Below are 24,407 nucleotides of genomic sequence, written 5' to 3'. Positions count from 1 at the left end.
GATTCCCTCCTCGCCGGTTTTTTGATTTGCGCTAGATATCAGGCGAACATCTTCTTGCGCTGCGGCCGAGTCTCCGCAGCTGATCGGGACTCACTCCTGCTGTTGCTGAAATCACCAGCAGCAGACATGACTTCAAACGGGAAAGGTGGAAGACCATCAACGATCAGCCGCCCATAGCTCGAGGTCGCCAAACGAGTATCGCAGACGGTAATCACCGCTTTGTCCGTCACGGTCCGGATGCCGCGACCAACCCACTGAGCCAGCTTCATGGAAGCCTTGGGGACCGCGATCTCCGAGAACGGATCGCGCCCCTGACTTTCGAGCCATTCAGCCAACGCGGCATCCACAGGTGTGGTCGGTGGCGTGAACGGCAATTTGTCGATGATGACCTGGACGCATAGGTCACCAGGAAGATCGATGCCTTCACCGAGTGATTGGAGTCCGAACAGCGTGCTCGATTGACCGGCCTTCACCCGCCTGGCGTGTTCGCTGAGCATCTCATTTCGGGATCCTGTGCCCTGAATCAGCACTTGCGCACGAACAGCTGCAGGCAGTGAGTCGTAGCTTGACTGCATCTGCTTGCGGGATGTGAATAGAACAAGCTGTCCCCCACTTCGATCCTCGAGGAGCCTGGGCAGAATAGAGTTGAGTTCCGCCCCCCAGCCACTGGACTTCGGAGTGGTTGTCAATGGCGCCACACGCAGCAGGCCTTGAGTAGGATAGTCAAATGGAGACGCAACGATCGCACGACGGCGCTCTGGCATGCGGTTCAGACCAGTGAGGCGGTCGTAGTAGTCGAAGCTGCCGCAGGCGGTAATCGTTGCTGAAGTGCAAACAGCCGCCGCTACCTTCGACCAAAGGCCAGCAACGAGCCCGGATGCTGGTGTCAACGGACTCGCACAAACCTTGAAGTCGATGCCCCGGCCGGACGGCACAAGTTCGATCCACTTCACCAATGGCACCTTGTCATGCCGTGTCATGTAGTCGAACACCCTTGAAGCATCATCAAGGCGCTGAGCAGTCATGGCGATCTCGGTCGCCATCTTCCGTCGCTCATCCTTCTGTCCGAGACTGATAGATTCATCGTCACGCTTGAGGTCACTCACTACATTCCTGGCCGCTGACAGAGCTGCTGCGGTGGAGATCTTCGCGGACTCAAAAAGTGACAAGAAATCCTCGCTCACCTGGCCCTGATGAAACCGGAAAACTCGTTCGTCGGAGCCGAAGAGGTCTGCAGATTCAATCCCCATCCTGAGACTGGCAACAGAGTCAGCAGCTGAAGACAGCAGTCCTGTCATGGCGGCAAGCTGTTGCTGAATGGTCCCAGAGTTCTCTTTGGTCGCCTTGGCAAAAAGCGCCTTCAATCGTGGGAACACCTTTTCAGAGGCGGTCAAGCGAGCGTTTGCGGCAAACTGGTCGGCCGCGATGTCGGGGATGTGGTGCGCCTCGTCAAACACGAAGAGCTTTTCACTCGGAGACAAGACCTTCGCATTGCGAGACATCAAGGACAGAACCAATGCGTGATTGCCCACAACAATCGGAATGTCCTTGGCTCTGTTGCGAGCCGAGAAGAAGGCGCAACTGGAGTAGTTGGAGCACTTGTTGGCCGTGCACGTCGCTCCGTCAGCTTGAAGTTTGCGCCAGTCAGATGAATCCACACGTTCGGGGATCGAGTCAACTTCGCCGTTCCACTTCTTCGAATGAAGTTCGGCCGTCAAACGCAGTGCAAGACCAGAAAGCTCAGAACCACCATTCTTCCCAGCTTGGACTGCCTCGGCCTCATCTTCATCATCAAATAGGAGGCTCCCCACGGTGTTTGCCGCCACGTTCTCAAGCTTTGAGGCGCAGACATAACGACCACGTCCCTTGAGGATGTCAAACTTGATGCCACCAATGACCTCGGAAAGCCGTGGGAGATCACGCTCGATCAGCTGCTCCTGCAGAGCAACTGTAGCGGTCGACACCACAACACCCTTGCCAGTCACCTTGTGCGCCGCGATTGCTGCGAGCAAGTAGGCCACTGTCTTGCCGGTCCCAGTGCCCGCTTCCAATGTGGCCAGGTTGGCACCGCGAGTCTCGTCCTTCTCTTCCTTGCAGGAGAGGAAGGTGAGAAGCGCCGCTTCCATCATTTCGTTCTGGCCATCACGGGCGACAAACCCTGGCCATTTCTCTTTGACCTGCTCGTACATCGAGCCCATGATCTTGCGGGCTCGACCAAGCGCCGCCTCATCAATGCCATCCACACTTTTGGAGGCAGACGATTCCACTTCTGGATTGAAGGGTTCGGGCAAGCGTGGGGCCTGCTGGCGAACAGGACGCTGATTGGGCAAGAGGACAGCCGTCGTCATCTCGTCTTGAAGCGCGTGCGATCCGGCAAGAAGGCGGGAGCGCGCAGGGCGTACAGGCTGGGCAGACGAGTTGGCCGGATTTTGCATTTTCTGTCCTGCTATCTTTTACTGCTTATACGCAGTGTGTTATGGATATCTCTTACACATATTACCATGCGTGGTGCTTCTTCCAAACATCGCCAGACTCGGTTGACAGAAAGCGGTGTTTTGTATATCCTTTCCACAAAGGATCATGCATGTTTGAACAAATCCGCTCCCTCCTCTTCTCTTCATCGAAGACAGTACAACCTGCCTCCGCCAACCTGCTCAGCGCCCATGATCATCAAGATCTTGAGATTGACCCAACGCTGGGAAGGCAAGAGGCTGAAAAAATCACTTCAGATGTCGCAGTTGGACCCGCCATCTCGGAAGCTGAGACTGGAGTTGCTGCAAAAAAGCGAACCAAGTTGCAGTCTTCTGCCAAAGCTGGATCCACCAAGGTGCGGCAAAAAGAATCCGGCAAGAAGGATCCAGCCACCACGAAGTCGCGCGGAATCAGCTTCTCAAAGCTCCGCGGATCGGACTGGGTGCTCCCTGGCTCATCGTCAGCTCCGGCGAATATGGTGGTCAATCACCTCGACGTCTTCGCAGGGCCGCCCTGATCAGCATGCATCCTGGTCCTCTGGACATGGTGGCGGGAGTGCTCTGGCGGCCGACCTAGAATCTCGGTTTCAACTGATGAGACTCTGATGACCACTGAGAAGAAGCAAACCGCGTTCAATCGCTCCCTCACTCCCAGCCCTGAATTGGCCGCCATCATCGGACCGGCCCCGCTGCCTAGAACCGAGGTCGTGAAGCAGATGTGGGTTTACATCAAGGCGAACAACCTGCAGAACCCCAAGAACATGCGAAACATCCTGGCCGACGCCAAGCTCAAGGCAGTATTCGGCAAGGATGAAGTCACCATGTTTGAAATGACTGGCCTGGTGGGTAAACACCTAAGCTAAATGCGCCCACGAGTTCGGCGCCTCGCATCTAAGCGCCGAACCTCAGCCCATCGTTGCCCGGCCTCTCTTCGAGGAAGTGGATGAACGTTTGGCTTTTTCAATGAACTGCCTGGTGGCCACCCCGGGGTATGGTGTGCCATTCTCGTCCTCAAGCATGCCCATGACATCCATGCGGAAGGTGGATCGTGCACGCCGTGCCAAATGCTCAAGATCTGCCGGCGCAACCCAGTCGAACACGACCAAGTCAACCAGCCAGGACCGAATCCTCTCTTTTACGGAAGTTCGCGCCGTCAGATCTTCAAACAGATCGACCCCCTCAGGGAGGTGGTGGTTTCGTACAAAATCGCTGTCCTCCTGCTTGTAGCCATGCACTTGACCGATGGCAAACAAGGTCTCATCAAATTCTTTTCGCAGCGCGTGTTCTGCTGCTGCATCGAAGTGAGACATGAGGTCAACCTCGAGCGAATCTGCAGATGCAAACGTTGAGGTCTCCTTGTCCGCTCCCGTCAGGCCCTCCACGGCGGACGCCGCTGGCCTGCGTGTTTTGCGCCGCCTATCGTCCGTGACCACGTCTGTGCCGTGCGTACGCAAGGCCGCACCCCGAACGCCCGCCTGTGCGGCAGCCTGGCGATGCTTGATGCGATCCAGTCTTGAAGGTGCGGTGATTGTGCTCATGCTTTTAAGATATCTCTTACACCGCTTCTTCGCAACTGGTGGAACTGTTTTTCGACCAGTGGTTGGATTTCAGGCTTTTTTCTTCGAATCGGTGGTAGGTGTATTTGATATCTCTTATACTGCACTCAATTGATTCTGATCACGCCCTCAACATTCCTTGGGCACCGACGAGGACCGTCGAAATGTCCACGACATTCAACCCACTTCTGGCTTCGCTAGCCATCCGGACAGGTCCACCACCGCCGAAGCTTCTGGAAGGTGCACAGCGAACTCGCGTGCTCGAGCTGATCGCGGCTGCACTGAGCACCGGCAACATTGGCCAGGTGATGCAGGTTTTGGCGAAAGACCCGTCCATCGCCCATGAACACCTACAGATGAAACATGACAACGGCAGGGTCGGACCCATGCCGTTTGCCATTGCCTGCTTGCGCGAGCATTTTCAGGCGGGTGTTCTTGTGGCCTTGTCCTCGGGATACGACATCAACTCACCTTCCGAGACCGACCCACGATTCGGAGGTCTCATTCACGCAGCTGTTTCCAGCGACAGTGAAAAGGATGCCCTGCTGCTCCTGTCTCTTGGAGCTCGTGCCGATGAGATCTTTCCTGATGCAAAGGTGCCAGACAACGGGGTCCATTCCCTCCTACAGATCGCTTTCAACAACTGGGTCTTTGGCGGGGCAAAAGCCAAGCCAGTAGCCTTTCCAAAACTGTGCTTCGCGCTCATGAATGCCGGACTTGTTCCGGATCCTTACATGGCAACGGTACTTGTTCGTGAAGGTGACTGGAAAGAAGCTGCATTTGTGAAGGTGGCCATTCAGGTGCTGGCGCGGATGACAAAGGCCGGCCTGGATCTCACTGATGACTGGTCTGGGTCATCTGGACATCCCGTTTCGGCAGCTCTTGGTACCAAAAATGGCGTCGCTCTTGAGGCTCTCGTATCACTCGGCGCAAGGACTGATGGTGCCCTGGACATCTTTGAGCGGATGCGCGTCAACGACATGGCCGAGTACATCCCTTCCATTCAGGCCAAGGTGATGAATCGCACGATCCAGCAGGCAGTAGCTGCATCGCCATCGCCAACCTCAGCGACCGGCCAAGCCACGGTCAATCGCCGCCGCACGGCTTCCATCTAAATCGGAGATCCCCATGTCCAAAATCGCAACAACACTTACCCTCAACAACGGTGTCGCGGCCGGCTACAAACCCAATGAGCCGCTTCAGGCTGGAGTTCGTGAGGCCATCGTTGTCTGCATCAGCGTTGAGCACGCTGCCAAGTACCCCTTCGGCATTGTGCGCGCCGATATTGAAGGCGCAGCTTGGGCCGCATGTCACCGTGCCAATGCCGTTCCTGTGCTCCAGGCAGCGCTCAGTTCGGCAGGAGCCGAAGTCATGGCCGGCGCACAGCCCAAGGTCTTTCTGGATGTCTCCAGTGGCGGCATGTCGAACGCCCGCCTGGTGTTTTCCGATGCGGATGCAGCCATTGAGGCAGAGAAGCCCAATGCACGCAGTCTGGAGGTCCCACCAAACCTGCCTTACCAACTCGGTGGAAATGAGTCAGGTGGGTTTGTTCTTCTCTTCCGTCCTGAGAATGAACGAGGAATCAAAGTGCATTCCGTCCATCCTACGCAAGCCGAAGCGACGCAGGCCGAAATCAGCTTGAATGCTCGCGCGGAGGTGAAAACCGCAGTCATGGCTCTCCACACTCCCGTGACCAAGATCATTGCCGACGTGTTTGCCGGGAAGGTCTACAAGACCGCCTTAGATGCTGAATCCGAGCTCGAATTGGCGAGCGCGCATGGTCTCTCAGCGGATCGTTCGACCCGAACCCTGCTTGGCACCCCCTCGCCATTCACCGGAGTTTGACAATGGCACATCACGCTTGCGTTTCAACCGTCAACGCAGAAGATGGTTCTCTGAGTCGAATTGTTCGCGTCCTCGCGCCGGCAAGTGGCACCACTCATGGCGCCCTGGTTCAGCCTCAGCTCCAGTCGGCCGCTGAAGTGATCAGCATGTACGAGTCAAGAGATCTCGCCACGGACACTGTGTTTCGTGATCGCCATTGGCATATCGATGCAGCGCTGATGCCATTCGATCCGCGCAATGTGCAATCTGGCTTGAAGATTTTCGACGATCAGTGCAATCGCAGCGGCGGTTTCATGCGCGGAAATGTGTCGAGCAACACGCAGTTCTCGACCTTCATTCGGCCGAGAAGCCAAACTCATTGCAACGGCTTCAACTTCGGCCTGGGTGATCTGCGCAAGAGTGACCTGAAGTATTTCACCGAAGCGCGCGGATGGCAGCCTGGGCTTGCCGACTTCCTCAAGATCATCAACAGCCCCGAGAACGCTGACAAAACTCTCGTTGGCTACCAAGTATTTCACACCCAGGCAAAGAAGGACGAGAACGGAAGGTCCGTACGCAAGATTCATGGCTGGGTGGTAACAGACCACCTCGGCGCTCTTGTGGGAACAGTCGTGCCCGAGGGCTTCGTGAACACGACGCGCAGCGTCATGGACAGAGCGGTGGCTGCTTTCTCGAACGATTTCATCGGCGAGACGATCCCGCTCATTCGAATTGATGGTGGCGACTTGAACTTCATCGCCAAAGAGGTCCAGGAGTATCGAATCTCTCAGGCTCAGATTCGGGTCGAAGCCGCGCCAGCGGTGCCGACGAAGTCCCGTACGCGACCACACTGAAAAAGGATCATTCATGCAAGTCACCAATCCCACCCTCGCAGCCAGCCCGATTTCAGCGCGAAAGTCCGGCGCCATTGATCGAAATGCGGACGCCTATGGCAGCCTCCTTGAGTGGGCGCCACCTCATCGCGCCCCCCAAAGCTCAGGAGCCTTTGTCACGCGACCGGAGATCAAGGCCTCCGCCATCACCACGCGCGTGCTGTTTGTGGGCGGGCTGTGGATGACGGACAAGCCCGTGGCAGCTTGGCGACCCCTTGTTGCCGAAAACCCGATTGAGCGCAAATTCCGTCCTGTCGTCGATCTCTTCAAAAGCGAACTGGTTGAGCGCAGGGTGGGAGAGTTCAACGCGCCGGCGAAGGCGTCCAAATTTGAAGAGCTGGCACTGGTTCCCATTGAAGGTGATCTTGATCCTGAGTTGGCCGCCGTCCGAAAACTCTCTGAACTCGAACTCAAGATCGAAATCGTTCGGTTCCTCAAGCCTGCAGCGGCTGCCACTGGCATCACGAGCGGCAAGCTGCTGGCCGTTTCGGAGAACTACTCAGCGCAGTCCATCGACGGCAACAGCGTTGTCATCCATGAAAACATGGCCCTGGAGCGTGAGGTCAAGCCCGGGGAGTTGGTGACCCTGGCATACGACGGCGCGGGTAAGGCTGCTGTGTTCGAGGGTCTCGCACACGACATCCATATCCAGGCTGACTGGATGCCGCGCGAGCAGCACAACTACATGCGCATGGTGATGTTTGACGCCCTGTCGATGATGCAAGAACCCCTTGCCGACGATGAGCGCGTCAAGAAAGCCATGCACTACGCCCTTGAAAGCACCATCAACTATTTCGGCCTCGAGCAAACCCGCTTACGCCTGGCCGATATCGAGTTGACGGTGAATGAGTTTGTCGGCCCCTCGTTCGGCGATCTCGACCTTTCGTCCAAAGCTGACTCGACTCAACTCTCGGCCCCCGCAGTGGCGCGTCGCAATCGCCCCTGACAGAGCACAACCAGCGGTCCTTCTATGAGCACAATGTTTGACGATCCCTTTGGCGACGACGCATGGGGAGCCCCCGACCAGTATTTTGAAGCTGGGGCATCTCTCGCTTCGCCATCAATCGCTCCAGAAGGATCGACTCAGCCACCAGAGGAGGACACAGCTGCCGCATTCGCGCGTCGTGAGGAGGAGCGCAAGTCCAATCGAGACTCACTCTATGAGCGGTTGAACACAGAGCAGCACGAAGCAGTCTTCATGCCTCATGAGTCTGCACTGGTTCTGGCAGCAGCCGGCTCAGGCAAGACCTCGGTTTTGACGGCACGCGTTGCTCGCCTGGTCACTGACGGCGCCCCGACGGTCCAAGCCTCCGACGTCATGGCCGTCACGTTCACCAACAAGGCCTCACAGGAGATGAAGCACCGGCTGCGTGCACTGCTGAACAAAAGCGCCGTGAACGAGTTGTGGGTTGGCACATTCCACAGCCTGTGCAATCGGATCCTTCGCGAGAACTACGCTGCAGCAGGCCTCCCGAAAGCATTCGCCATTCTCGACACCGATGGCCAGGAGTCGCTGGTCAGAAACATCCTGAAGGATTTCGGCCTCACAAAAGCCTCCATCAAGGAAGCCAAGAAGCTCGCCTCGCTCATCAAGCCAGAAACCGATCTTCTTTCTGCGGCTGATCCACTGGCAAAGGCAGGTGAACCCGCCCGCTCCGACGAAGACGACGAAGACGTCGTGTTTGTGACCCCCAAGCAGTGCGTGAACCACATCAACGCGAAGAAGGAGCGAGGGAAAAAGCCTGAGGTCATCACAACGGTCATCTCGGTCACCTCCCCAGACGCTGAGCAGATGGAGGCCGTCTTCGGTGAGTACCAGGCTCGAATGGACCGCCAAGGGTTGCTCGATTTTCAGGATCTACTGACGCGCGCTGTTGAGCTCCTTCGCTCCAACAAAGAGGTGCGAGAAGAGTACCAAGGGCGCTTCAAGGCAATTTTGGTCGACGAGTTCCAGGACACGAACGACATCCAGTTCGAGTGGCTGACCCTGATGAAGGGCCCCAAGTGCCACGTCACTGCCGTTGGCGATGACGATCAAAGCATCTACGCGTTCCGCGGCGCCGACCCACGCAACATGGGCCGGTTTCTGAAGCACATGGCGGCAACGCCAGCGCACCCCAAAGGCCGGATGATCCGCCTTGAGCAGAACTACCGCTCCCTCCCCCACATCCTGGAGGCGGCCAACGCCATCATCGAGCGCAATACCAACCGACTGGGAAAGGTCCTGCGGACCTCAAAAGCCGACACTGGCGACGCGATCGACCTGGTCACCTATGGGAATGGCCATTTTGAAGCGTCCTCGATTGCGTCCAAGATCTATGAGCGGATCAAAACCGACGGTGTATCACCCTCCGAGGTAGCGGTTCTGTACCGGACGAACATGCAAAGCCGCGCGCTTGAGCAGGAACTCAACAAGCTCGGTGTTCCCCTGACGGTCTATGGCGGCTTCCGCTTCTATGAGCGCCAGGAGATCAAGAACGTCATGGCCTACCTTGACTTGGTTGCCGACATCTCTCGAGACCTGTCCTTCGTCCGTGTGGCCAACTTCCCTCCACGTGGTATCGGTGAGCGAACGCTCGAAGATCTGCGCCAACAGGCCCAGGGTGATCGCATCTCGATGATCGAGATGGTGGACAAACGTGTTTCACTCATGGAGGCCAATCCAGGGTCCATTGGAAACGCGGCCGCACAAAAGAAGCTCCGCCAGCTTCACGCCTTCAGCTCCACGATCCTTGATCTTGCTGACGCCGCCGTGGCGATGCCGCTTTCGCGTCTCATCGAGTCGCTGGTCGAAAAGACAGGGATTGCCAAGCACTACGCAGATGAAGGCGCTGGCAGCAAATCAAGCGAGGAAGAAGCCAAGGAGCGGATGGACAACATCGCGGAGCTGATTTCGGCTGCCCGACAGTTCGAGCTCGAACACCCTGATTTGCAGTTCGCGACCGAACAACTCCCCGAATATCTGTCCTTTGTGGCGCTCATGACATCGACTTCCGAGTCGGACATGAGCAAGAAAAACACGGTCAGCCTGATGACCGTGCATTCCTCAAAAGGCCTCGAGTTCGACCACGTGTACATCGCGGGCCTCGAAGAAGGCGTTTTCCCCCACAACCGAGCGATCACCGAAGACGAAGAACGCGGGAACGGGCGCTCGCTGGAAGAAGGGGCGCGGATGCTCTACGTGGGCGGCATCGCTCAGGATCAATACGTCGACCAAGACGATGGTCCCGGCCTGCAGGAAGAGCGTCGACTGATGTACGTCGCCTTGACCCGTGCACGCAAGACATTGACGTTGAGCCATGCTCTTGAACGCATGAGCAACGGCGAATCCCGTGAAGCCGAATCGAGCCGCTTCCTTGCTGAACTTCCGGACCACAGGCTCAACCGCCTGGATGACCGTCAGGAGCCGACTGCGCCGAAAGCGAATCGCTTCCGAAATCACGAGGTCCAAGCACCAATGATGCGGGAAGCGGAATCCCCCTCCGCCCCCGCGGCCAAGGCAGATGGCGCTGGACGCCGCATCGCGGTCATTGGCACCGCTGGCCGCGACAAAAGCGAAACCATGAATCGGGTTCTTTGGGATGCAATGGTCGCTGACCTGCGCAGTCGCGTTGGACCGGATGACATTCTGGTGAGCGGTGGCGCCGCCTGGGCAGATCACCTTGCGGTCCATGTCTACCTGCAGGGGCATGTCAAAGGCCTCGAGCTACACCTGCCTGCCCCTTTTGACGACATCCAGTTCCAAGGGCCAGGGCAGAGCTCCGCTACCGCCGCCAACTACTATCACCAGCGGTTCCACCAGGCGACGGGCATCAACAGTCTGGAAGAACTCCATTGCGCTCTGATGTGCGAGATACAGGTGACAACCGAGCCTGCGGCGAGTGGATACCGAGGTATGTTCGCGCGCAACGAGAAAGTCGCCAAGCGCGTTGACTCAGTCATTGCCTACACCTTTGGTGAAGGCGATACACCGGCTGACGGCGGAACGAAAAACACGTGGGACCAGGTCATCGGGCAGAAGGTGCACGTTTCTCTTCGTGGAATTGTCGAACGATCGGACGCGCAGCTCAAGCCTGCGCATCACACCCCGACCATACCGAAGGTCACCCCCCCGACGGCGACACGCGACGAGTCGAAGTCGTCTCCAGTTGCAGCCGACCTCAAGCCTTGGCAGCGCCGCGGCATGTTGTCGACCCGCACCCCTGCTGCGTCGGCCTCGGCAGCTCCAGCGCCCAGCCAGAGGCCTGCAGTGAACCAGTCCGCCCAGCCAACCCCCACAAGCCAAGTTCCATCTGGAGTCATGACGCGACTCAACATGCTCAGCAAAGGCGGGGGGCAAGCATCCAGGACCCCAGCTGCGCAGGAAAAAGCAGCGACGAACAAGGCCGAGGAAGAGCATCAGCAGCCCCCCTCTCCCAGCTCGGGCTTCAAGCTCCCGGCGTCGGCTCGGCGTTACCTCCGCGCGTAGCCTGAAACAGCAGCCATGTCACTTACCGCACTTCCACCACCTGGGACAATGGCGGCCGAACTTGTCGGCGATGCACGTTTCAGCGATGACCATCTCAGGGGTCTGCAGGAACTCAGTTTGAAGCCAGGGTTCATCAAGAAGGGCGCCGAGTCACTTTCTTTCCTGTCGGCGGGCTACTCCCAGCCTGACCTCGATATTTGCCGGAAGACCTGGCACCGGCCAAAAATCGGTGGTATCGCCGAGGCCATTGTGGCCATGCCTTTGGCCTGGTCCCCAGAGAACCCTCAGCAGCAGCAGTTCGATGTGAACGCGGGGTATGAATTCTCTGGCTTTGAACGCTTCCTGCCCACGATTGCTCAGCGCGTGGCAGCATCTTTTGGGTTGCTTTCATCCACGTCTTCGATGGACGTGCCCCATTGGCGCGGACTGATGATGAAAGCGCGGAAGGACATCTGCGACATTCTGATCCGCTTTCCAGTGCTCATGCACCCATCGATTCAGGTTCAGCGTTCTACAGGCTCCAAACTCATGCAGGACATGCTCCCTCTCGGAATGGCGTTGAAGAAGTCAGCTTTCGCTGTGCTTCCAAACTCCAGCCTGGGGTACGACAAGGATACGTTGACGAACTTTGCGAGGCATCCATGCGTGGAGGGGACCCTGCACCTGCCGATGACCAACAACATGTTGGCACGCACGATGTTGAGGGAGCACTGGCTCGGCCAACCAGTCGCGGGCCCTCTTGCGGAATGGAGCAGCTCGAACATTGATTTTGCGATCTCATGCGGCGAGCTCAACACCTTTCGAAAGCCCGATCGGCGTAAGCGTCAATGGACCCCTTTCCTGGACCCGGCTTCAGCGGAATACGATGAAAAAGTCCATGCGCGCAACCGTTCCGCGTTCTGCGACCTCATCATGAACATCGCGCGCGGCAGATCCATGGACCCAGGGTTCGTGCTGAAAAGTGCTGATGTTCAGCGCCTTGCAAAGGACCCCTGGATGCGCGAGAACGTGTTCCCAAGCCTGGTGGAGCGGCGCACATTTCTGAGCGATGACGGCTATGCGGCAGCGCAACGATGTCTCTTGGTCATCGGGGAGCTTGACCTTGAGAAGGATCGTTCAAAGGCTGCCACCCTCCTCTTCCAGGCATGCTGTCGTCACCTTCAGGATCCAACAAATCCGGAGCATGCGCCCTCAACCTTCTCCGGGGCCACGGCCCACTTTCTTCAAGCGCTGCTCGATCTTGTTGGATCACCTTCCTTACTTCGATCTGAGATGGAAACAACCGGCCAGGTCATCCCACATAGGTGGCAGGACCTTCTCCGTCCACACGAGAACGCAGAACTCATGATGGCGACTATCACCGCAAGTGCAGCCGCCAGTCCTGCCCCATCAAATTCCAGCCCAACCCGAAGTCGCGCTCGAATTTGAAGCCGTCCTCGATAATCCTGGACAGGAGCAGTATTGATGACGCCATTTTTCCGCAGAACCCCACTTGATCAGGTCGACCTGAATGCACTTCCCGAGGGGGCGCGCGAGGTAGGCAGTCCTGACTTCATCACCGAACTGACCCTCGCCATGGCCAAGGTGGTGGGCGAAGCGGTTGCGGACAACCCGAACTGGAACTCCGCTGAATTCGGCATGCTGAACGTCACTGTGCAGGAGGACGTTGTCCATGTCAGCTTCATCCCGCGGGGGATGACGCCAGTACAGGTGGCGATTCACCTCTTCCAAGAGGGAAGCTTCAACGACGGCATCGAGTTCCTCGAGTTCATGATTCGTGAGCATCACCCCGATGCCGACATTCTTTTCAACCTCGGCCTGGCTTACAACGAGACCGGGCGTTTTGAGGAGGCTGTACAGCGCCTTGGCCGAGCATCTGAACTACGGCCGCAGCAAGGTGATATCTGGGTGGCGATGGGTTTGGCCTACTACAAGCTGGGCAAGCTGGAGAAGGCAGAGATGGCCCAGCGGAAGGCCATGCAGGTCGAGCCTGGAAATCTTCGTGCGCAGCGCAACCTCGGCGCAGTTTTGTCGGAGATGAAACGCTTTCGAGATGCCTTGCCTTTGATGAAGTCGGCGTCTGCGGCGCTGCCCAACGATCCGCGCGTTGCACTGGGCGTGGCCATGACCATCGCCTTGCTGGGCGACGATGCGACCAACGATGAGGTCATCGAGGCCGAAGCGCTTTGCAGGCGGATCATCACAGCTGATGCCGAACCCGACATCACCGAGTCGGCGCGCCGCGTTAGCTCACAGTTGGCTCAGATCAACCTCAAACGAAACAACCTGAGTTCGACCAGCGTCCGCCTGGATGTCGTCATGTACATCCGAGATGCCATGACCAAAATGGATCGCAAGACGCCTGAAGAACGTAACCTGGCTGTCCTGGAGCTCGCTCAGATTGCCGAAGCTGGAGTTTCCATCAACGACCCGGACTCTGCCTACCAAGTGAAGGCCTTTGCGGAGACCTTCACCGGATTGAAACTGATGGCCTACCTCTACACCGGAATCAATCAGATTCGACCTGGCATGGATATTGGCATCGATTTCAGCCGCGAGTACGCCATCGCAACGAAAAGAGCACAGTAGTCCCCGCTCGATCAGTATCATCCAGGCTTTTACACTTCAAGTTATGCCGATGAAGTTATTTTCTTTGCTCGTCTTGGCACTTGCTCTGACATCCTGCGCCACGAGTCCTCGCGCACCTATTGCGCCCCAGGCACCAACTGTCATCTACCCCAATCCCGAGTCCTACTTTGTCGGACAAAACATTGAGAAGGTGGCTGTTTCGTATGGAGGCCCGGGCGAGCAAAGTACCGTTGGGAACACCCAGTTTGTCCGCTTTACCGGATACGGGAGACGGGGCCCTGGATATGACAATATCTGCTGGCTGACGCTACATGCCGACAAGGTGACGGGCATCATCAACAAAGCTGTAATTTCAAGCAACCTGTGGATCGAGCCACGAAAATGGCCAATTGACGTTCGCGCCGATTGCAACAGAGTTTTCTATCGTTCAGCTCTGGCACCTTCCCCTACTCGAATCAACCCGTAAGGCAACTATCGCAAAGAGGGAATTTGATTCCCTCAAGCTACCTTACCTGGCGTACTTTCCGAGTGGCTCGATCACGGATTTGAGACTCGCAACAAGGGCGTCTGTGTCGACCCCATCGAACGTCGGAGGGTTTTCATGCAGTCCCTGGACAAGCTGCATGAGAAGCCCCAAGGCTTGGCCATCGAACCAGATGTCACACGGGTGTGTGCCGCGTGAAAGTGCTTCACGAGCCATGTGCACAAGGCGATTGCTCGCGCGCCAATGTGCCGCCCCGAGTCGCTTGAAGAGGTTGTGCCTCTGCCTATACCCTGCTCCCTCGGTGATCGTGCGTGCGCACTTCAAATGGATGCCAGCCACCACCCCCTCAAACGTTGACCACGCAGTAGGCGCCATCGCAAACGGAGCGTAGCTTGCCATTTTCCCTTGCGCAAAAGCGGATGGCGCCGCCATGAGTGAGGCGAGCCGAAGGGCCTCTATCACGAGCAACCCGCTTTCGGTCACGTTGTACAGGCCGCCCTCGCCATCCCGAGCCAGGATGTGCTGGGCCTGCTGGACCAGCACTCCAAATTCCGCCCGCCCCTTCAGCTTGTTCACACGAGTCGAAACAACGCAAAGATTGCCAGGAACGTATCCGAGGCTGTTGTCCAGGCGATCGATTGACCAGTCCGTGTCTTCCTTCGTGCTGTGTGTGAGCACCACACCTGAGACGGGGCACACCGGTACGTCAACCTCGCGGAGATAGTCCGCGCTCAACCCCGAGCTAACAGCGATTCCTCGCTCGAAGGCACTTCGCTTGAGGCCCAGCAGTTTTCGAAGATATCGGTCACTCGCCCGCGACGGCTGAGTCATGCCATGCTCGAAACCACGAGCCATCTCGGCAGCCGTGAAGGGATCGTGCGAAATCAGGCGATGGCGCCCCAGATCAACCCCGAGAACGAATGCGTATCTGCCAGACAAGCTGTCCTCGAGGTCCATCTCCGCGTCTTGGGCATCGATCTGTGCCAGGAACTCTGGCGCATCGGTCCAGTACCGTTGGGGATGAAAGCAGTTCCTGTCCACGGGAGTCGTCGGAAACGCCGCACTCATGCCATGTTCCAGTCTGCACCGCATGCCTTGGTCAACGCCCGCTCAGCGGCGGCTGCAAATTCTGCACTCGAGCCCTCTCGCTTCAACCCCAGTCGCGCGAGAACGTGCTTGCCAATTTCCGCAACGGGAACATACCGCAACGTGAAGTGACTGCTCTCACCAGCATTCATGGCCTCCGCAATCGAAAACACGCACCCGCCACCTTTTCTCGAGTGTGTGAAGTAGTACGCCGCCGGCCCCCCAATGCCTGGACGCGTCCAACGGGCAATGACGTCCTTCTCCAACGATTTGCCAACGTATCGCACACGGTCTGCGTCGTCACACACGAAGTACACGTAAGGACCGCCATGGAGGGAACGCTCCACGCTGCAGGTTTTAGAACCGGCATCAGGCAACGGCGACAAGATCGGATAAGCAAGATGTTCGAACGCCTTCTTGGCGCGCCGGAAAGTACCTGGCAAGACCGCGTTGAAACGCCAGGCCACATAGGTTTTGAGATCGGTCGGAATTACGTTAGGCATGGTGGCTCTCCAGTGGTTTGCCGGATCGGAATGACCTGGCACAGGAGAGACTGTCGGGGGTGACTTTAGGCAAGGATGCCGGTTCAAGCCGCAATAACTAGCTTTTCGATTCCTCGCGCGTCCGCAGCGCCGCAATCCGGCTTCTCACATCTTCCTCGGCACTGAACAGCAAGCCCAGTACCCCCTCTAGCCGCCACATGAAAGCCATATCTGCTTCGGGAACATATCGCCTCAGCATCCTGGCGAGCATTTCGGTGATTGTGGAGTCTGAAACTGCGTGCCCCAGTCGATCATCGAGTAGCGCCCTCAGTGTGTCACGCAGGCTCACCCTCTCCCCGATGCGGCCTCTTGCCTTGATGAAGGCCAACTTCACAATCTCAACCTCCTCCACCTCGCTGAACAACTCGTTTCTCCGACCGCCATGCTTCAACGGAGGCAAGCCTTTCAGGAAACGATTCCGAGCTCGGGAAACCCAGAAACGGTCCCGGCCAAGTGCTATGGAAGTGTCATCTAGCGATGTTCCCAGCGCGGGGAGCAAATAGGCTTGGGCGGCCATCACTTCATCTCGATCTGAGCTGCTTTGAATCACCTCCTTCGCACGCAGGAGTGCTTCATTGTTTTTTGATGGTGGTCTTGCCATGACTGAGATTGTGGTGATGGAGGATTATTCCATCCATGAATCAATCACTCCGGTGCCCTGACCTAGTGAAAAAAACAAAGCCGTGGTACAGTGTATGTTATATCTCTTCCACCTACTGCGAAGACGTTTTAAGGCGCCCCGCCACCCTGCAACCGCTACCCGCGGCGTACTGCAGGCCTGAAGCCCATTTTGAACGGCAGAGCCATGGCAGCAAACACATCCGTCACCGAGTCCCCTCAGGCCGTTGTCCACAAACACAAGAGCGTCGAAGCGGTGCTCGGCATTGGCAAGGGTGGCAAGCGCCTGAACACGAATGCACAGCATCTCCAAGATCAGCTAGAAGACTATCGCGACGATTTCCTTGAGATCAAAAGTCACTTCACAGGCCGCAACAACATGCGGTACGACTACATGCGCGAAGGCCTCTTGGGTGAGATTGTTTCCCGCACACCGATCTTCATCTACGACCTGCCCGAACTTCTGGGGCAGGTGCGGACCGCCTTCGTCGATATCAGCGGCCGTATGTACATCGCCGCTCCGTTCTTTGAGCGCCTGGTCGCCGAGCAGGCGGCAGGACTGGATTCGCTGAACTTCATTTTTCGCCACGAAGCTGACCACCTTCGTCGCCTTCACCTTGCGCGTATGGTCGACCTCCCACCCGACATTTCGAATGCTGCGCAGGACATTCGAATCAACTCCGATATCGTGAAATCTGGCTGCTCTCAGTCGTGGTCCGAGAAAAATGGAGGCCGCGACCCATCGAAGTCGGAACTCGAAGCAGAGATCAGGGATTTCTTCGCTCGACACGCCGCAGCCAAGTCCGCGATTTCAATCGGCTGGGCCATGAACTATGAGGACTTTTCCCTCTATGACGGGCTCTCCGAAGAAGAGATTGGCGCGATCCTCATGAAGGATTGGAAGGAGCCCCCAAAGATCCCCAACGAGAAGGTCCCCTTCGACAAGATCATGGAGGGCGCGGCTCAAGAATCTGATGGCGTCAAAGCCCAGGTCCTGCACCCCACCACCGCCGGCGGTAAATCCAAGCTGATGGTGCCGGCCGACCTTTCAGCCCTCTCTCAGGAGTTGCGCCGCATTGGCGCTGCCAAGGCCAACCCGAAGACGGTGAAGGACACCGACCTCCAAAGTTGCCTGGATGCCCTCACCAAACTGCGGAGCCATCCTTGCATCGGCGAGGCGGATTCCGAGCACGGCCGCCATTCGATGGCGTGTGCCGGCAAGGGCACCGTCCATCACAGCGCCAATACGGGCTCTGTCTACTTGGATGCCCTGCAGCCATCGGAACGCGTTGATCTCGCAATCCAGATCCTGGAGCAGATCCTCAATCCCCAGGCCGGCAGCAGCCTTGGTGCAGCGCCGCAGCAAAACGGTGTGACCGTCACGGACCTTGAGCGATCTCTGGGGCGTGGTGGAAATGGGACGCCCCAACCCGGTCAGCAGCAGTCTGGTCAGCCCGACAAGTCATCGCAGGACGGAACGGGCACCGAAAACATGGTCCCGTCGCCCAACGTGTATGGCTCTCATGACCATGTGATGGACACCAAGGATCTCATCAACACGCTCAATAGCGCCGGCGTCTCAGCCAGTACGATGGAAAAGCTGGGTTACGACGATCTGCTGAAGGTTGAGGAGGAGATCTCGAGCACCAAGTCGGGCATCGTTTCGGCGATCAACAAGGCCACCGAGGACATGATGTCTCTCGGCTCGAAGTATCCGGGTGGCCACATGGTGAACTACGCCAAGGCCCAGCTTCACGACTTTTTCAAGCCTGTGATCACCTGGGAAATGGCAATGAAAAAGATCATCGAGGGCGCCGGGAAAGGTACCCGATTCGACATGGCCGAGCCATGGACGATCTACCACGTCGACGCAGCCGACATGGGGTTTTCCCATCAGCGTGATGTGCCCTACATGGGCTCAACTGTCCCCGGCAAAGAACAGAAGCCTCTCGTCTTCGTACCGATCGACACCTCGGGCTCCGTCAATGATGGTCAGCTCAAACGTTTCATCAGCGAGTCCATCAACATGGCTCGACGGGTCTCGCGATCGGTAGCGCCAGAGGTTGTCATCGTGTTCGCCGATACGATTGCTCGCGGGGAGCCCGTCTATATCGACGAGAAGAACTACCGCTCCATCCTTGAAAAGGGAATCACGTACGGTGGCCGCGGCGGCACCAACCTGCAGGCAGGCATCGAGAGCCTTTTCGAAATGGTCAAGCCTCGCTCAAAGTCGAAGTACGCCGGGCGCAAGATCGACGCCATCGTCTATTTCACGGACACATACGACACCACGCCCAGCGGAAAGCGCCTGCTCAAAAAGGCACAGGAGTGCGGGATGCGGCAGATGCCCACCACTCTGTTCCTTGCTCCTCGGGAGTGCTTCAACCAGGAGTTCAAGGATGGCGTTTCGTCATTCGCTGACACCATCTTCTTCGATACGAAGTCTCTGACGAAGATCGATATGAAGCAGATCGATAGGCATCAGGACGCGCGCAATCGCAGCTTGAAGCCGGCGTGAGCGACCGATGACTGCGTCGATGCTGACCACCTCCGATGCCACCCTGGAAAGGCTCAAGGCGGCATCGGATTCTGGTCGCACCACCCTGCTTACAAATGCCATCGCTGGAGAGGTCCGAGCGATGAAAACCAAGGGCCACATTCTCCAGTTGGAGTCCGCTTCAATAAGCAGACCGCTTGAAGATGAGTCCCTTGAGCAGTCGCTTGAGTTGATGCGTTCACACTCAAGCGTCGACCGTGTTGTGGGGTCGCTGCGGTGTTGCAGCGTGGCCGGACGGATGAAGTCAATGCCAAGCTTCACAGATCTCGCTTCAGTTCGTGATCAGGTGAATGCTGCCCTCACGACTGCTCAAGTGGTGCTGCGAAAAGAGCTTCTACGGTATCCCGTCATGCTCGACACCAGGCTTCACATCAAGTGGTGCTCCAGTGATGCCGCTACACCGCTGTATGCGCTGATGCTGAAGCGACCGGTTCTGCGTCTTCCTTCTTTCACGGATGGAACCCCGGAATCGGAGATGGTGAAATTCGCTTCGCATCAAAGCGTATTCGCCCACCTCGCATCGAGAAAAGCAATCATAGGGCTTGGTACGGATATCAATGTCTCAAGCTATGTGAAATCACAGCTCCCCGCAGTTGCGAGCTGCATCGAGCTCAGTCACTTTGCACGCTTGGGCATCAAACAGCGGCTCACACCACAGAGCCTTGGGAAAGATCTGGTGGTGGACTCCAGCGAATGGAACACCTTCTTGGGCGAGGATGTCGGCGCGCTTCTCGGTCATTCATGTGCCGAACAAGGGGCCGATGCAAACGCATTCCGGGACTCACTTCCACTGGCCATCCATGCCACCCGGCTTCTTCTTGACCGTGTCCCAGCGGCGCGGCACCAGGCTGTTCGGCACTTTAAGGAGCTTTGCTCATGGGACAAGCTGCCAATTGGCGCCCCGACCTTGGCCCAGAACCTGGTCGAGGCAGTCACCAACTCGGGTTTGGCGCCGGATGCAAAAGCAGCGGCCGAGCTGCTCTTCGATGCATGGGTGCCATCGGTCTGCGCGGTACATGCCACGAATCTGACTCGAGTTCGCCTTCCAGTTCTTGACTTCATGAAACTTGTTGATGAGGTCGCGAGCTCCACAGGTTCGCCATCGCCCTACGCAGCCATGGCGAAGAACGTCGAGTCCAGTGATGCTCAGATCCGTCAACGGGGGCAGGCACCCATGGCTACCCCTTTGACACATGCAATTCGTGCTCGCGGCATGGAGCAGGTGATGAACGACACGATCGCCCGCAAGAAGGTGGTTGCGGCCACCACAGTAAATCGGACAGCAACAAGAAGGAGCAGCCTGTGAACAACACACCCAACGGTGTCATCGAACGATTGATGGAGGCCTCGATGGACAAGTCGGCGGCAGCGTACGCACGACATTTCGAACTTGAGGCGAGCCTGCTCCAGAGCGCTCAGCGGTTCCTGTTCAGTTCGAACAGCAAGAAAACTCTGCATCTCAACTCTGATGCGACATTCAAATCTGACCTCGGCGAGCTCCAAAATTTCCTGCGTTCAACCGAGCTTGTTGACAGGCTGATCGCAAGCCTCAAGATCATTCCCTTGCTTCGCAACTCCAATCCAGATGCGTCGAGCAGGACGCCGGCCTTCATCGAGGCTCAGTGCGTCCTCACAGATCTCTTGCTTCGGTACCCGGTTCTCCTAGACCCCGGGTTTTGCCTGCGCACGGAGAAAAACTCGGCAACGTACAGTGTTCTTGAGCGCATTTTGATCAGCCCTGGATTAAGGCTGCCCAATATCGACCAAGGCACCAGTTGGGAGCAACTTGTCGACTTCGCTTCGCACCGGTCGGTGTTTGCGCATCTGCGCGAATCGATCTCGGAAAGGTCCTTGCCCCAACTGCTCCGGAACATGTCATCCCTTGGCGGGAATCTGAGCCTGTATCCAAACCTCTTCGAACTTACCGACGCTGCACGCGATGCCATCAAGCAGAGGAAATCACCCCCGAAGGTAACGGCCGAACTCCATCTTGACACCCGATCCAACTGCGGAGATGTCGCCTCCGGTCTAGGACAAATGCTCTGGGCCACCCTGGTACCCGGTGGCCCCTCCACTCGTTTTTACCAAGAAGCCGATGGGTTTGTTGAAAGCGTTGTGCGGCGCGCGTGCAACGCGCGTCAGAACCATGGAGCCTTCGTCGCGAGCCAGGTACTGGCGGGCCTCTCAAGCAGCTTCGATGGGCAGTTGAGCGGCGTTCAAGCTGGGAAGGAGCAAGGAGCGCAACTGGTGTCGACCCTGGTGAAGCTCCGCCTGGTGAAATCGCCTGTTGCAGCGGCTCAGTTCGCCTTTGACCAGGTTGTGCTCAGCAGTTTCAACGGGAGCAGTCCAAAGCTGACAGCTGCAACGGACCCTGCTGCGGCAGCAGACTTCGTCTCAACCGCGGCTGCTGCAGCTGGGATGGATGCGCCCTGGGAAGACCTTTGTGCGCGAATCGACAAGGAGGATTCGAAAGTCCGCGCTCACGGCCTGCAGCCGCTGGCTGGGCCTGTAGAGCAAGCACTTCGGTCTCGCGCTGCTGAAGCTCAGATGTTCGCATCGATCGCACAGGCTAACGCCAATCATGCCGGCGCCAGTGCAGCACCCGAAGCCGTGCGACGCCCCCGTCGAGTCCATGTCTGACTTCACTGCATATCCGCACCCTAAGAGGCAGTCTCTTTCTCGAAGACGCCTGGAGGGCTTGATCTCAGGCGGTCAGCCTGTGAAGACAATCTTGCAAGTCATCCTTGCAGACGAGTGGGGCATGAACCATCTAGTCTGCGGCATGGGCGGCGAGCTGCAAATTACTGCGGGGGCCAGTCATACCTTCCTGAAATTCTGCTGCCTTCACAGAAGGTTCGACGTTCTCCGTGCAGTCTTTGAATCTGAAGCGGTGGCAAACAGGTTCCGTTCTTCGACGCAGATGGAGATGCTTGAGGCATTGTTCACGAAGGCTGTTGTAAACGTGTCCCTTGGGCCGCATCGCACGAAGGCGGAGCTCATGCCCCACGGCGTCAGCTGGGCACAAGCCGCAGCTCGCCACGCAATGCCTGAGATGCTCGACTACGCGCTCAAAAACCTCGGCGCCACAACCAGGTACGCCTTTCCAGAGGGTGACGTGTATTCAAGCGTGTTCTTGTCACTGTTGACTGGCGCTATGGATGAGTCGATCGTCAGCGATGGCCAGTCCATACACCCCGCTCTCGAATGCTCCCGTGTGCTCATGAAGCATGACCCCACGCGTGGAGAAGGAGCCAGCGAATCCCTTGCTACGTCAGTTCTGGCCGCCTCACCAAGCAGCAGGCCCCCTAACAGCCTGGTACAGACGATCCTGAACGACCACTTCGTTGCCGGGAAAATTTCATGGGGGGAAGGTGTTCACACGGGCGCACTACCAGGTCAAACCATGATCGACGCTGCGGTTCATGCGCAGAATGCTTCGTTTGCAATGGCAATCGTCGACTTCAGGTTCAAGGACCCCGGCTTCTTCGCCGAGCTTGAAGCAATCCAGTCGATCTACACAGCGCCGGCATCAATCTCGCTGGCTCGCGAAGCAATGACCCACTACAGGTCTCTACTGATGCTCAACGTCATAGAGGAAAGCCGATCCCCGGCGTCCGCCGCTTCCTCTGGCGACGAAGGAAACGTGGTGATCAACATCCCGAAGCCGCGGCGCCTGCGCCTAGTGTGACCCCCTGTGCGAACACGGCTCTTACACCGGCCGCACAGGAAAAAACTCATCAACTGGTCTTGATGTTGGTCATCCAGCTTGGCAGCAGGATGTGCGCATCGGTCGCACCCTGGGTGATGTTCACGATCTTCGCCTGAGGGCGAACATAGACAACCTGGCGCAAGCGCATCTTTTCCGGGTAGTCGATGTCGTCCATCAGAGGGATCGCGAGCACCTGCAAGTTGGCCAGGTCCTTGTCTTGCTCGAATACCTGGTCGAAAAGATTCGGATACAACGCGATCGAACTGGCGCTACCGCCCTTTTTCAGAGGGGCAATCTGATCATTCAGGGTAGCGAATTGTTCAAGAATGTCAGCCTGCAGATCAGAGACCATGCGGCGCACGTATGCGAACTGCATGTTCGATTTGTAGGTTTTAAGCATTTTGCGCGTGATGAGGTTCGACTCCATGTAGCCGACCTCGATGTCGATCGTTGCAAATGCGATCTTGAAATCTTCCTTGCGCGCACGAGTACGCCACTGGAAAAGTTCGTCAGCAACGTCACGGCCTCCATACAACATCAGCAAGCCCTTGCCGCCGGCCGGCTCCCGGCCCTGGAGAATTTTGGAGTTGAAAGGCACGTTGTCGGCCAAGAGTTCGACAACGCCATTGTTGATACGCCCGTCCGCGGCGCCTGCAATGACCGACACGCTCTGATCTTTGCCTTTGCCACTGACCCTGTACGCGGCGAAAGTCATCACCTTGATGATCGATGGCTTGTTGAGGGCGGCCTCCGCGGCTTCCTTGGCCGGGATTGGGGCGGACGTCGTTTTCGAGGTTGCCATGGTTTTTTTGTCCGAAACGGGGAGAGCTAAGATTGACACAAGCTGTGTTTTGTATATCATTTCTGATCGAAACTGATATCTCTTTCGCAGCACAGCGCGCCTTGATGCGAACCATTGTAGATATCTTTTACACCTACGTCAAACGAGTTAATTCACGGAGAATCAATGTCTTTCATCCCGAAAAATCGTCCAGTCCTCGGCAAGGATTTGGACGTCATGTGTCAGCAGTACGGCATGAACACGACAGATGCTCTGTTCGTTTTCGGGCTGTCGATGACTCGTTGGATGCACATTGTTCGACGAGATGCCGAGTTGCCTGTCCTTGACAACAGCCTCGCAGTCCTCGTGCGCTTCATGGACACTTACCCTGACATTCGGATCCTGCCGACGTTTCCGAAAGTTGAAGATCTTGCCAGCACCATGAAGGCCGATGCAGACATTCTGCCTCGCACCTTTTCGCTCATGATGGGCGCCGAGGAAACGGCATCGTACAGGTGGCTTAGCGGACGCTCACGCCAGTCGCCGTCAGTGCTGCGCTTGATGTGGCATGTCCACCATGCATTGACTGTTCCCATGGCGCCTGAGGACGGCTCGGAAGCCCCGGAAGGCCCTCCAGGTCTGAGGGAGCGAAAGAAGATCATCAAGAAGCTTCATGATCTTGCCCTGCTCGAAGCCAAGGCACGCGGTGCCAAAGATCTGATCAAGGATGGCCGTTGGCCTGATCTGCCTCCGCGTGACACCACCACGCCTCGCGTGACAAAGCGGAGCAAGGCAAAGGAAGCCGCAGAGGCCGCGGGGCAAAAGTAAG

General features: G+C 57.3%; 20 protein-coding genes. 14 read left to right on the top strand and 6 right to left on the bottom strand.

Annotation, left to right across the window (positions count from 1 at the left end):
* Positions 1 to 38: 38 nt before the first annotated feature.
* A complete protein-coding gene (dinG, locus tag FFS09_RS01300) occupies positions 39 to 2,435 on the bottom strand; it encodes an ATP-dependent DNA helicase DinG (protein WP_137917060.1) in 2,397 nt (798 codons plus the stop codon).
* A 149-nt stretch (positions 2,436 to 2,584) separates the two neighbouring features.
* Between dinG and FFS09_RS01295 the strand changes: the two genes are divergently transcribed.
* Both FFS09_RS01295 and FFS09_RS01290 read left to right on the top strand, forming a co-directional pair.
* Complete coding sequence (locus FFS09_RS01295; protein ID WP_137917059.1) at positions 2,585 to 2,989, top strand: hypothetical protein; 405 nt, start codon at positions 2,585 to 2,587, stop codon at positions 2,987 to 2,989.
* Positions 2,990 to 3,076: 87 nt separating this feature from the next.
* Positions 3,077 to 3,334 carry an SWIB/MDM2 domain-containing protein gene (locus FFS09_RS01290; RefSeq protein WP_137917058.1) on the top strand — a complete coding sequence of 86 codons (258 nt, stop codon included), beginning with the start codon at positions 3,077 to 3,079 and terminating at the stop codon, positions 3,332 to 3,334.
* A 42-nt stretch (positions 3,335 to 3,376) separates the two neighbouring features.
* On the opposite strand, the gene FFS09_RS01285 is transcribed toward FFS09_RS01290, so the two are convergent.
* Entirely contained in the window at positions 3,377 to 4,009 is a 633-nt protein-coding gene (locus FFS09_RS01285; RefSeq protein WP_137917057.1) for a hypothetical protein, read from the bottom strand.
* A gap of 182 nt (positions 4,010 to 4,191) precedes the next feature.
* Between FFS09_RS01285 and FFS09_RS01280 the strand changes: the two genes are divergently transcribed.
* From FFS09_RS01280 to FFS09_RS01250, 7 genes are read left to right on the top strand one after another with little or no spacing between them, the layout of a single operon-like run.
* On the top strand, positions 4,192 to 5,142 hold the full coding sequence (locus FFS09_RS01280) for a hypothetical protein (protein ID WP_137917056.1): 951 nt from the start codon (positions 4,192 to 4,194) through the stop codon (positions 5,140 to 5,142).
* A 13-nt stretch (positions 5,143 to 5,155) separates the two neighbouring features.
* A complete protein-coding gene (locus FFS09_RS01275; protein ID WP_137917055.1) occupies positions 5,156 to 5,872 on the top strand; it encodes a hypothetical protein in 717 nt (238 codons plus the stop codon).
* A 2-nt stretch (positions 5,873 to 5,874) separates the two neighbouring features.
* Positions 5,875 to 6,705, top strand: coding sequence for a hypothetical protein (locus FFS09_RS01270; RefSeq protein ID WP_137917054.1), 831 nt, complete (start codon positions 5,875 to 5,877; stop codon positions 6,703 to 6,705).
* A gap of 13 nt (positions 6,706 to 6,718) precedes the next feature.
* Positions 6,719 to 7,690 (top strand): KfrB domain-containing protein, encoded by a 972-nt coding sequence (locus FFS09_RS01265; protein ID WP_137917053.1) that lies wholly within the window; start codon positions 6,719 to 6,721, stop codon positions 7,688 to 7,690.
* A 33-nt stretch (positions 7,691 to 7,723) separates the two neighbouring features.
* Positions 7,724 to 11,212 carry an ATP-dependent helicase gene (locus tag FFS09_RS01260; RefSeq protein ID WP_171019814.1) on the top strand — a complete coding sequence of 1,163 codons (3,489 nt, stop codon included), beginning with the start codon at positions 7,724 to 7,726 and terminating at the stop codon, positions 11,210 to 11,212.
* Positions 11,213 to 11,227: 15 nt separating this feature from the next.
* Positions 11,228 to 12,640 carry a hypothetical protein gene (locus FFS09_RS01255; protein ID WP_137917051.1) on the top strand — a complete coding sequence of 471 codons (1,413 nt, stop codon included), beginning with the start codon at positions 11,228 to 11,230 and terminating at the stop codon, positions 12,638 to 12,640.
* Between the two features lie 36 nt (positions 12,641 to 12,676).
* Positions 12,677 to 13,801, top strand: a complete 1,125-nt coding sequence (locus FFS09_RS01250) for a tetratricopeptide repeat protein (RefSeq protein ID WP_137917050.1) — start codon at positions 12,677 to 12,679, stop codon at positions 13,799 to 13,801.
* A gap of 508 nt (positions 13,802 to 14,309) precedes the next feature.
* On the opposite strand, the gene FFS09_RS01245 is transcribed toward FFS09_RS01250, so the two are convergent.
* From FFS09_RS01245 to FFS09_RS01235, 3 genes are all read right to left on the bottom strand, one after another.
* Positions 14,310 to 15,353 (bottom strand): hypothetical protein, encoded by a 1,044-nt coding sequence (locus FFS09_RS01245; RefSeq protein ID WP_137917049.1) that lies wholly within the window; start codon positions 15,351 to 15,353, stop codon positions 14,310 to 14,312.
* Complete coding sequence (locus FFS09_RS01240) at positions 15,350 to 15,874, bottom strand: GIY-YIG nuclease family protein (protein WP_137917048.1); 525 nt, start codon at positions 15,872 to 15,874, stop codon at positions 15,350 to 15,352. The genes FFS09_RS01245 and FFS09_RS01240 overlap by 4 nt, the downstream gene beginning before the upstream one ends.
* A gap of 97 nt (positions 15,875 to 15,971) precedes the next feature.
* Positions 15,972 to 16,514 (bottom strand): hypothetical protein, encoded by a 543-nt coding sequence (locus FFS09_RS01235; RefSeq protein ID WP_137917047.1) that lies wholly within the window; start codon positions 16,512 to 16,514, stop codon positions 15,972 to 15,974.
* A 204-nt stretch (positions 16,515 to 16,718) separates the two neighbouring features.
* Between FFS09_RS01235 and FFS09_RS01230 the strand changes: the two genes are divergently transcribed.
* Genes FFS09_RS01230 through FFS09_RS01215 form a run of 4 tightly spaced genes read left to right on the top strand, consistent with a single transcriptional unit; the run spans position 16,719 to position 22,776 of the window.
* A complete protein-coding gene (locus FFS09_RS01230) occupies positions 16,719 to 19,049 on the top strand; it encodes a VWA-like domain-containing protein (RefSeq protein ID WP_137917046.1) in 2,331 nt (776 codons plus the stop codon).
* Between the two features lie 19 nt (positions 19,050 to 19,068).
* The gene (locus FFS09_RS01225) at positions 19,069 to 20,394 is read left to right on the top strand and encodes a hypothetical protein (protein WP_137917045.1); all 1,326 of its coding nucleotides are present in this window, start codon (positions 19,069 to 19,071) and stop codon (positions 20,392 to 20,394) included.
* Complete coding sequence (locus FFS09_RS01220) at positions 20,391 to 21,728, top strand: hypothetical protein (RefSeq protein WP_137917044.1); 1,338 nt, start codon at positions 20,391 to 20,393, stop codon at positions 21,726 to 21,728. The genes FFS09_RS01225 and FFS09_RS01220 overlap by 4 nt, the downstream gene beginning before the upstream one ends.
* A complete protein-coding gene (locus tag FFS09_RS01215; protein WP_212745031.1) occupies positions 21,721 to 22,776 on the top strand; it encodes a hypothetical protein in 1,056 nt (351 codons plus the stop codon). The genes FFS09_RS01220 and FFS09_RS01215 overlap by 8 nt, the downstream gene beginning before the upstream one ends.
* Positions 22,777 to 22,825: 49 nt before the next feature.
* On the opposite strand, the gene FFS09_RS01210 is transcribed toward FFS09_RS01215, so the two are convergent.
* On the bottom strand, positions 22,826 to 23,599 hold the full coding sequence (locus tag FFS09_RS01210) for a hypothetical protein (RefSeq protein WP_137917042.1): 774 nt from the start codon (positions 23,597 to 23,599) through the stop codon (positions 22,826 to 22,828).
* Between the two features lie 165 nt (positions 23,600 to 23,764).
* On the opposite strand from FFS09_RS01210, the gene FFS09_RS01205 reads away from it, so the two are divergent.
* The gene (locus FFS09_RS01205) at positions 23,765 to 24,406 is read left to right on the top strand and encodes a hypothetical protein (RefSeq protein ID WP_137917041.1); all 642 of its coding nucleotides are present in this window, start codon (positions 23,765 to 23,767) and stop codon (positions 24,404 to 24,406) included.
* Position 24,407: the final 1 nt, after the last annotated feature.

The sequence above is a fragment of the Hydrogenophaga sp. 2FB genome (assembly GCF_005503365.1).
Classification (GTDB): Bacteria; Pseudomonadota; Gammaproteobacteria; order Burkholderiales; family Burkholderiaceae_C; genus Hydrogenophaga.
This window is presented reverse-complemented; position numbering and strand designations above follow the sequence as displayed.

Bases quoted from the DNA above. Each gene is read 5' to 3' on its own strand.
- FFS09_RS01230 (WP_137917046.1), top strand. From the start codon at position 16,719: ATGGCAGCAAACACATCCGTCACCGAGTCCCCTCAGGCCGTTGTCCAC.
- FFS09_RS01275 (WP_137917055.1), top strand. From the start codon at position 5,156: ATGTCCAAAATCGCAACAACACTTACCCTCAACAACGGTGTCGCGGCC.
- FFS09_RS01290 (WP_137917058.1), top strand. From the start codon at position 3,077: ATGACCACTGAGAAGAAGCAAACCGCGTTCAATCGCTCCCTCACTCCC.
- FFS09_RS01250 (WP_137917050.1), top strand. From the start codon at position 12,677: ATGACGCCATTTTTCCGCAGAACCCCACTTGATCAGGTCGACCTGAAT.
- FFS09_RS01255 (WP_137917051.1), top strand. From the start codon at position 11,228: ATGTCACTTACCGCACTTCCACCACCTGGGACAATGGCGGCCGAACTT.
- FFS09_RS01215 (WP_212745031.1), top strand. From the start codon at position 21,721: ATGTCTGACTTCACTGCATATCCGCACCCTAAGAGGCAGTCTCTTTCT.
- FFS09_RS01225 (WP_137917045.1), top strand. From the start codon at position 19,069: ATGCTGACCACCTCCGATGCCACCCTGGAAAGGCTCAAGGCGGCATCG.
- FFS09_RS01285 (WP_137917057.1), bottom strand. From the start codon at position 4,009: ATGAGCACAATCACCGCACCTTCAAGACTGGATCGCATCAAGCATCGC.
- FFS09_RS01295 (WP_137917059.1), top strand. From the start codon at position 2,585: ATGTTTGAACAAATCCGCTCCCTCCTCTTCTCTTCATCGAAGACAGTA.
- dinG (WP_137917060.1), bottom strand. From the start codon at position 2,435: ATGCAAAATCCGGCCAACTCGTCTGCCCAGCCTGTACGCCCTGCGCGC.
- FFS09_RS01245 (WP_137917049.1), bottom strand. From the start codon at position 15,353: ATGAGTGCGGCGTTTCCGACGACTCCCGTGGACAGGAACTGCTTTCAT.
- FFS09_RS01270 (WP_137917054.1), top strand. From the start codon at position 5,875: ATGGCACATCACGCTTGCGTTTCAACCGTCAACGCAGAAGATGGTTCT.
- FFS09_RS01240 (WP_137917048.1), bottom strand. From the start codon at position 15,874: ATGCCTAACGTAATTCCGACCGATCTCAAAACCTATGTGGCCTGGCGT.
- FFS09_RS01210 (WP_137917042.1), bottom strand. From the start codon at position 23,599: ATGGCAACCTCGAAAACGACGTCCGCCCCAATCCCGGCCAAGGAAGCC.
- FFS09_RS01235 (WP_137917047.1), bottom strand. From the start codon at position 16,514: ATGGCAAGACCACCATCAAAAAACAATGAAGCACTCCTGCGTGCGAAG.
- FFS09_RS01205 (WP_137917041.1), top strand. From the start codon at position 23,765: ATGTCTTTCATCCCGAAAAATCGTCCAGTCCTCGGCAAGGATTTGGAC.
- FFS09_RS01265 (WP_137917053.1), top strand. From the start codon at position 6,719: ATGCAAGTCACCAATCCCACCCTCGCAGCCAGCCCGATTTCAGCGCGA.
- FFS09_RS01280 (WP_137917056.1), top strand. From the start codon at position 4,192: ATGTCCACGACATTCAACCCACTTCTGGCTTCGCTAGCCATCCGGACA.
- FFS09_RS01260 (WP_171019814.1), top strand. From the start codon at position 7,724: ATGTTTGACGATCCCTTTGGCGACGACGCATGGGGAGCCCCCGACCAG.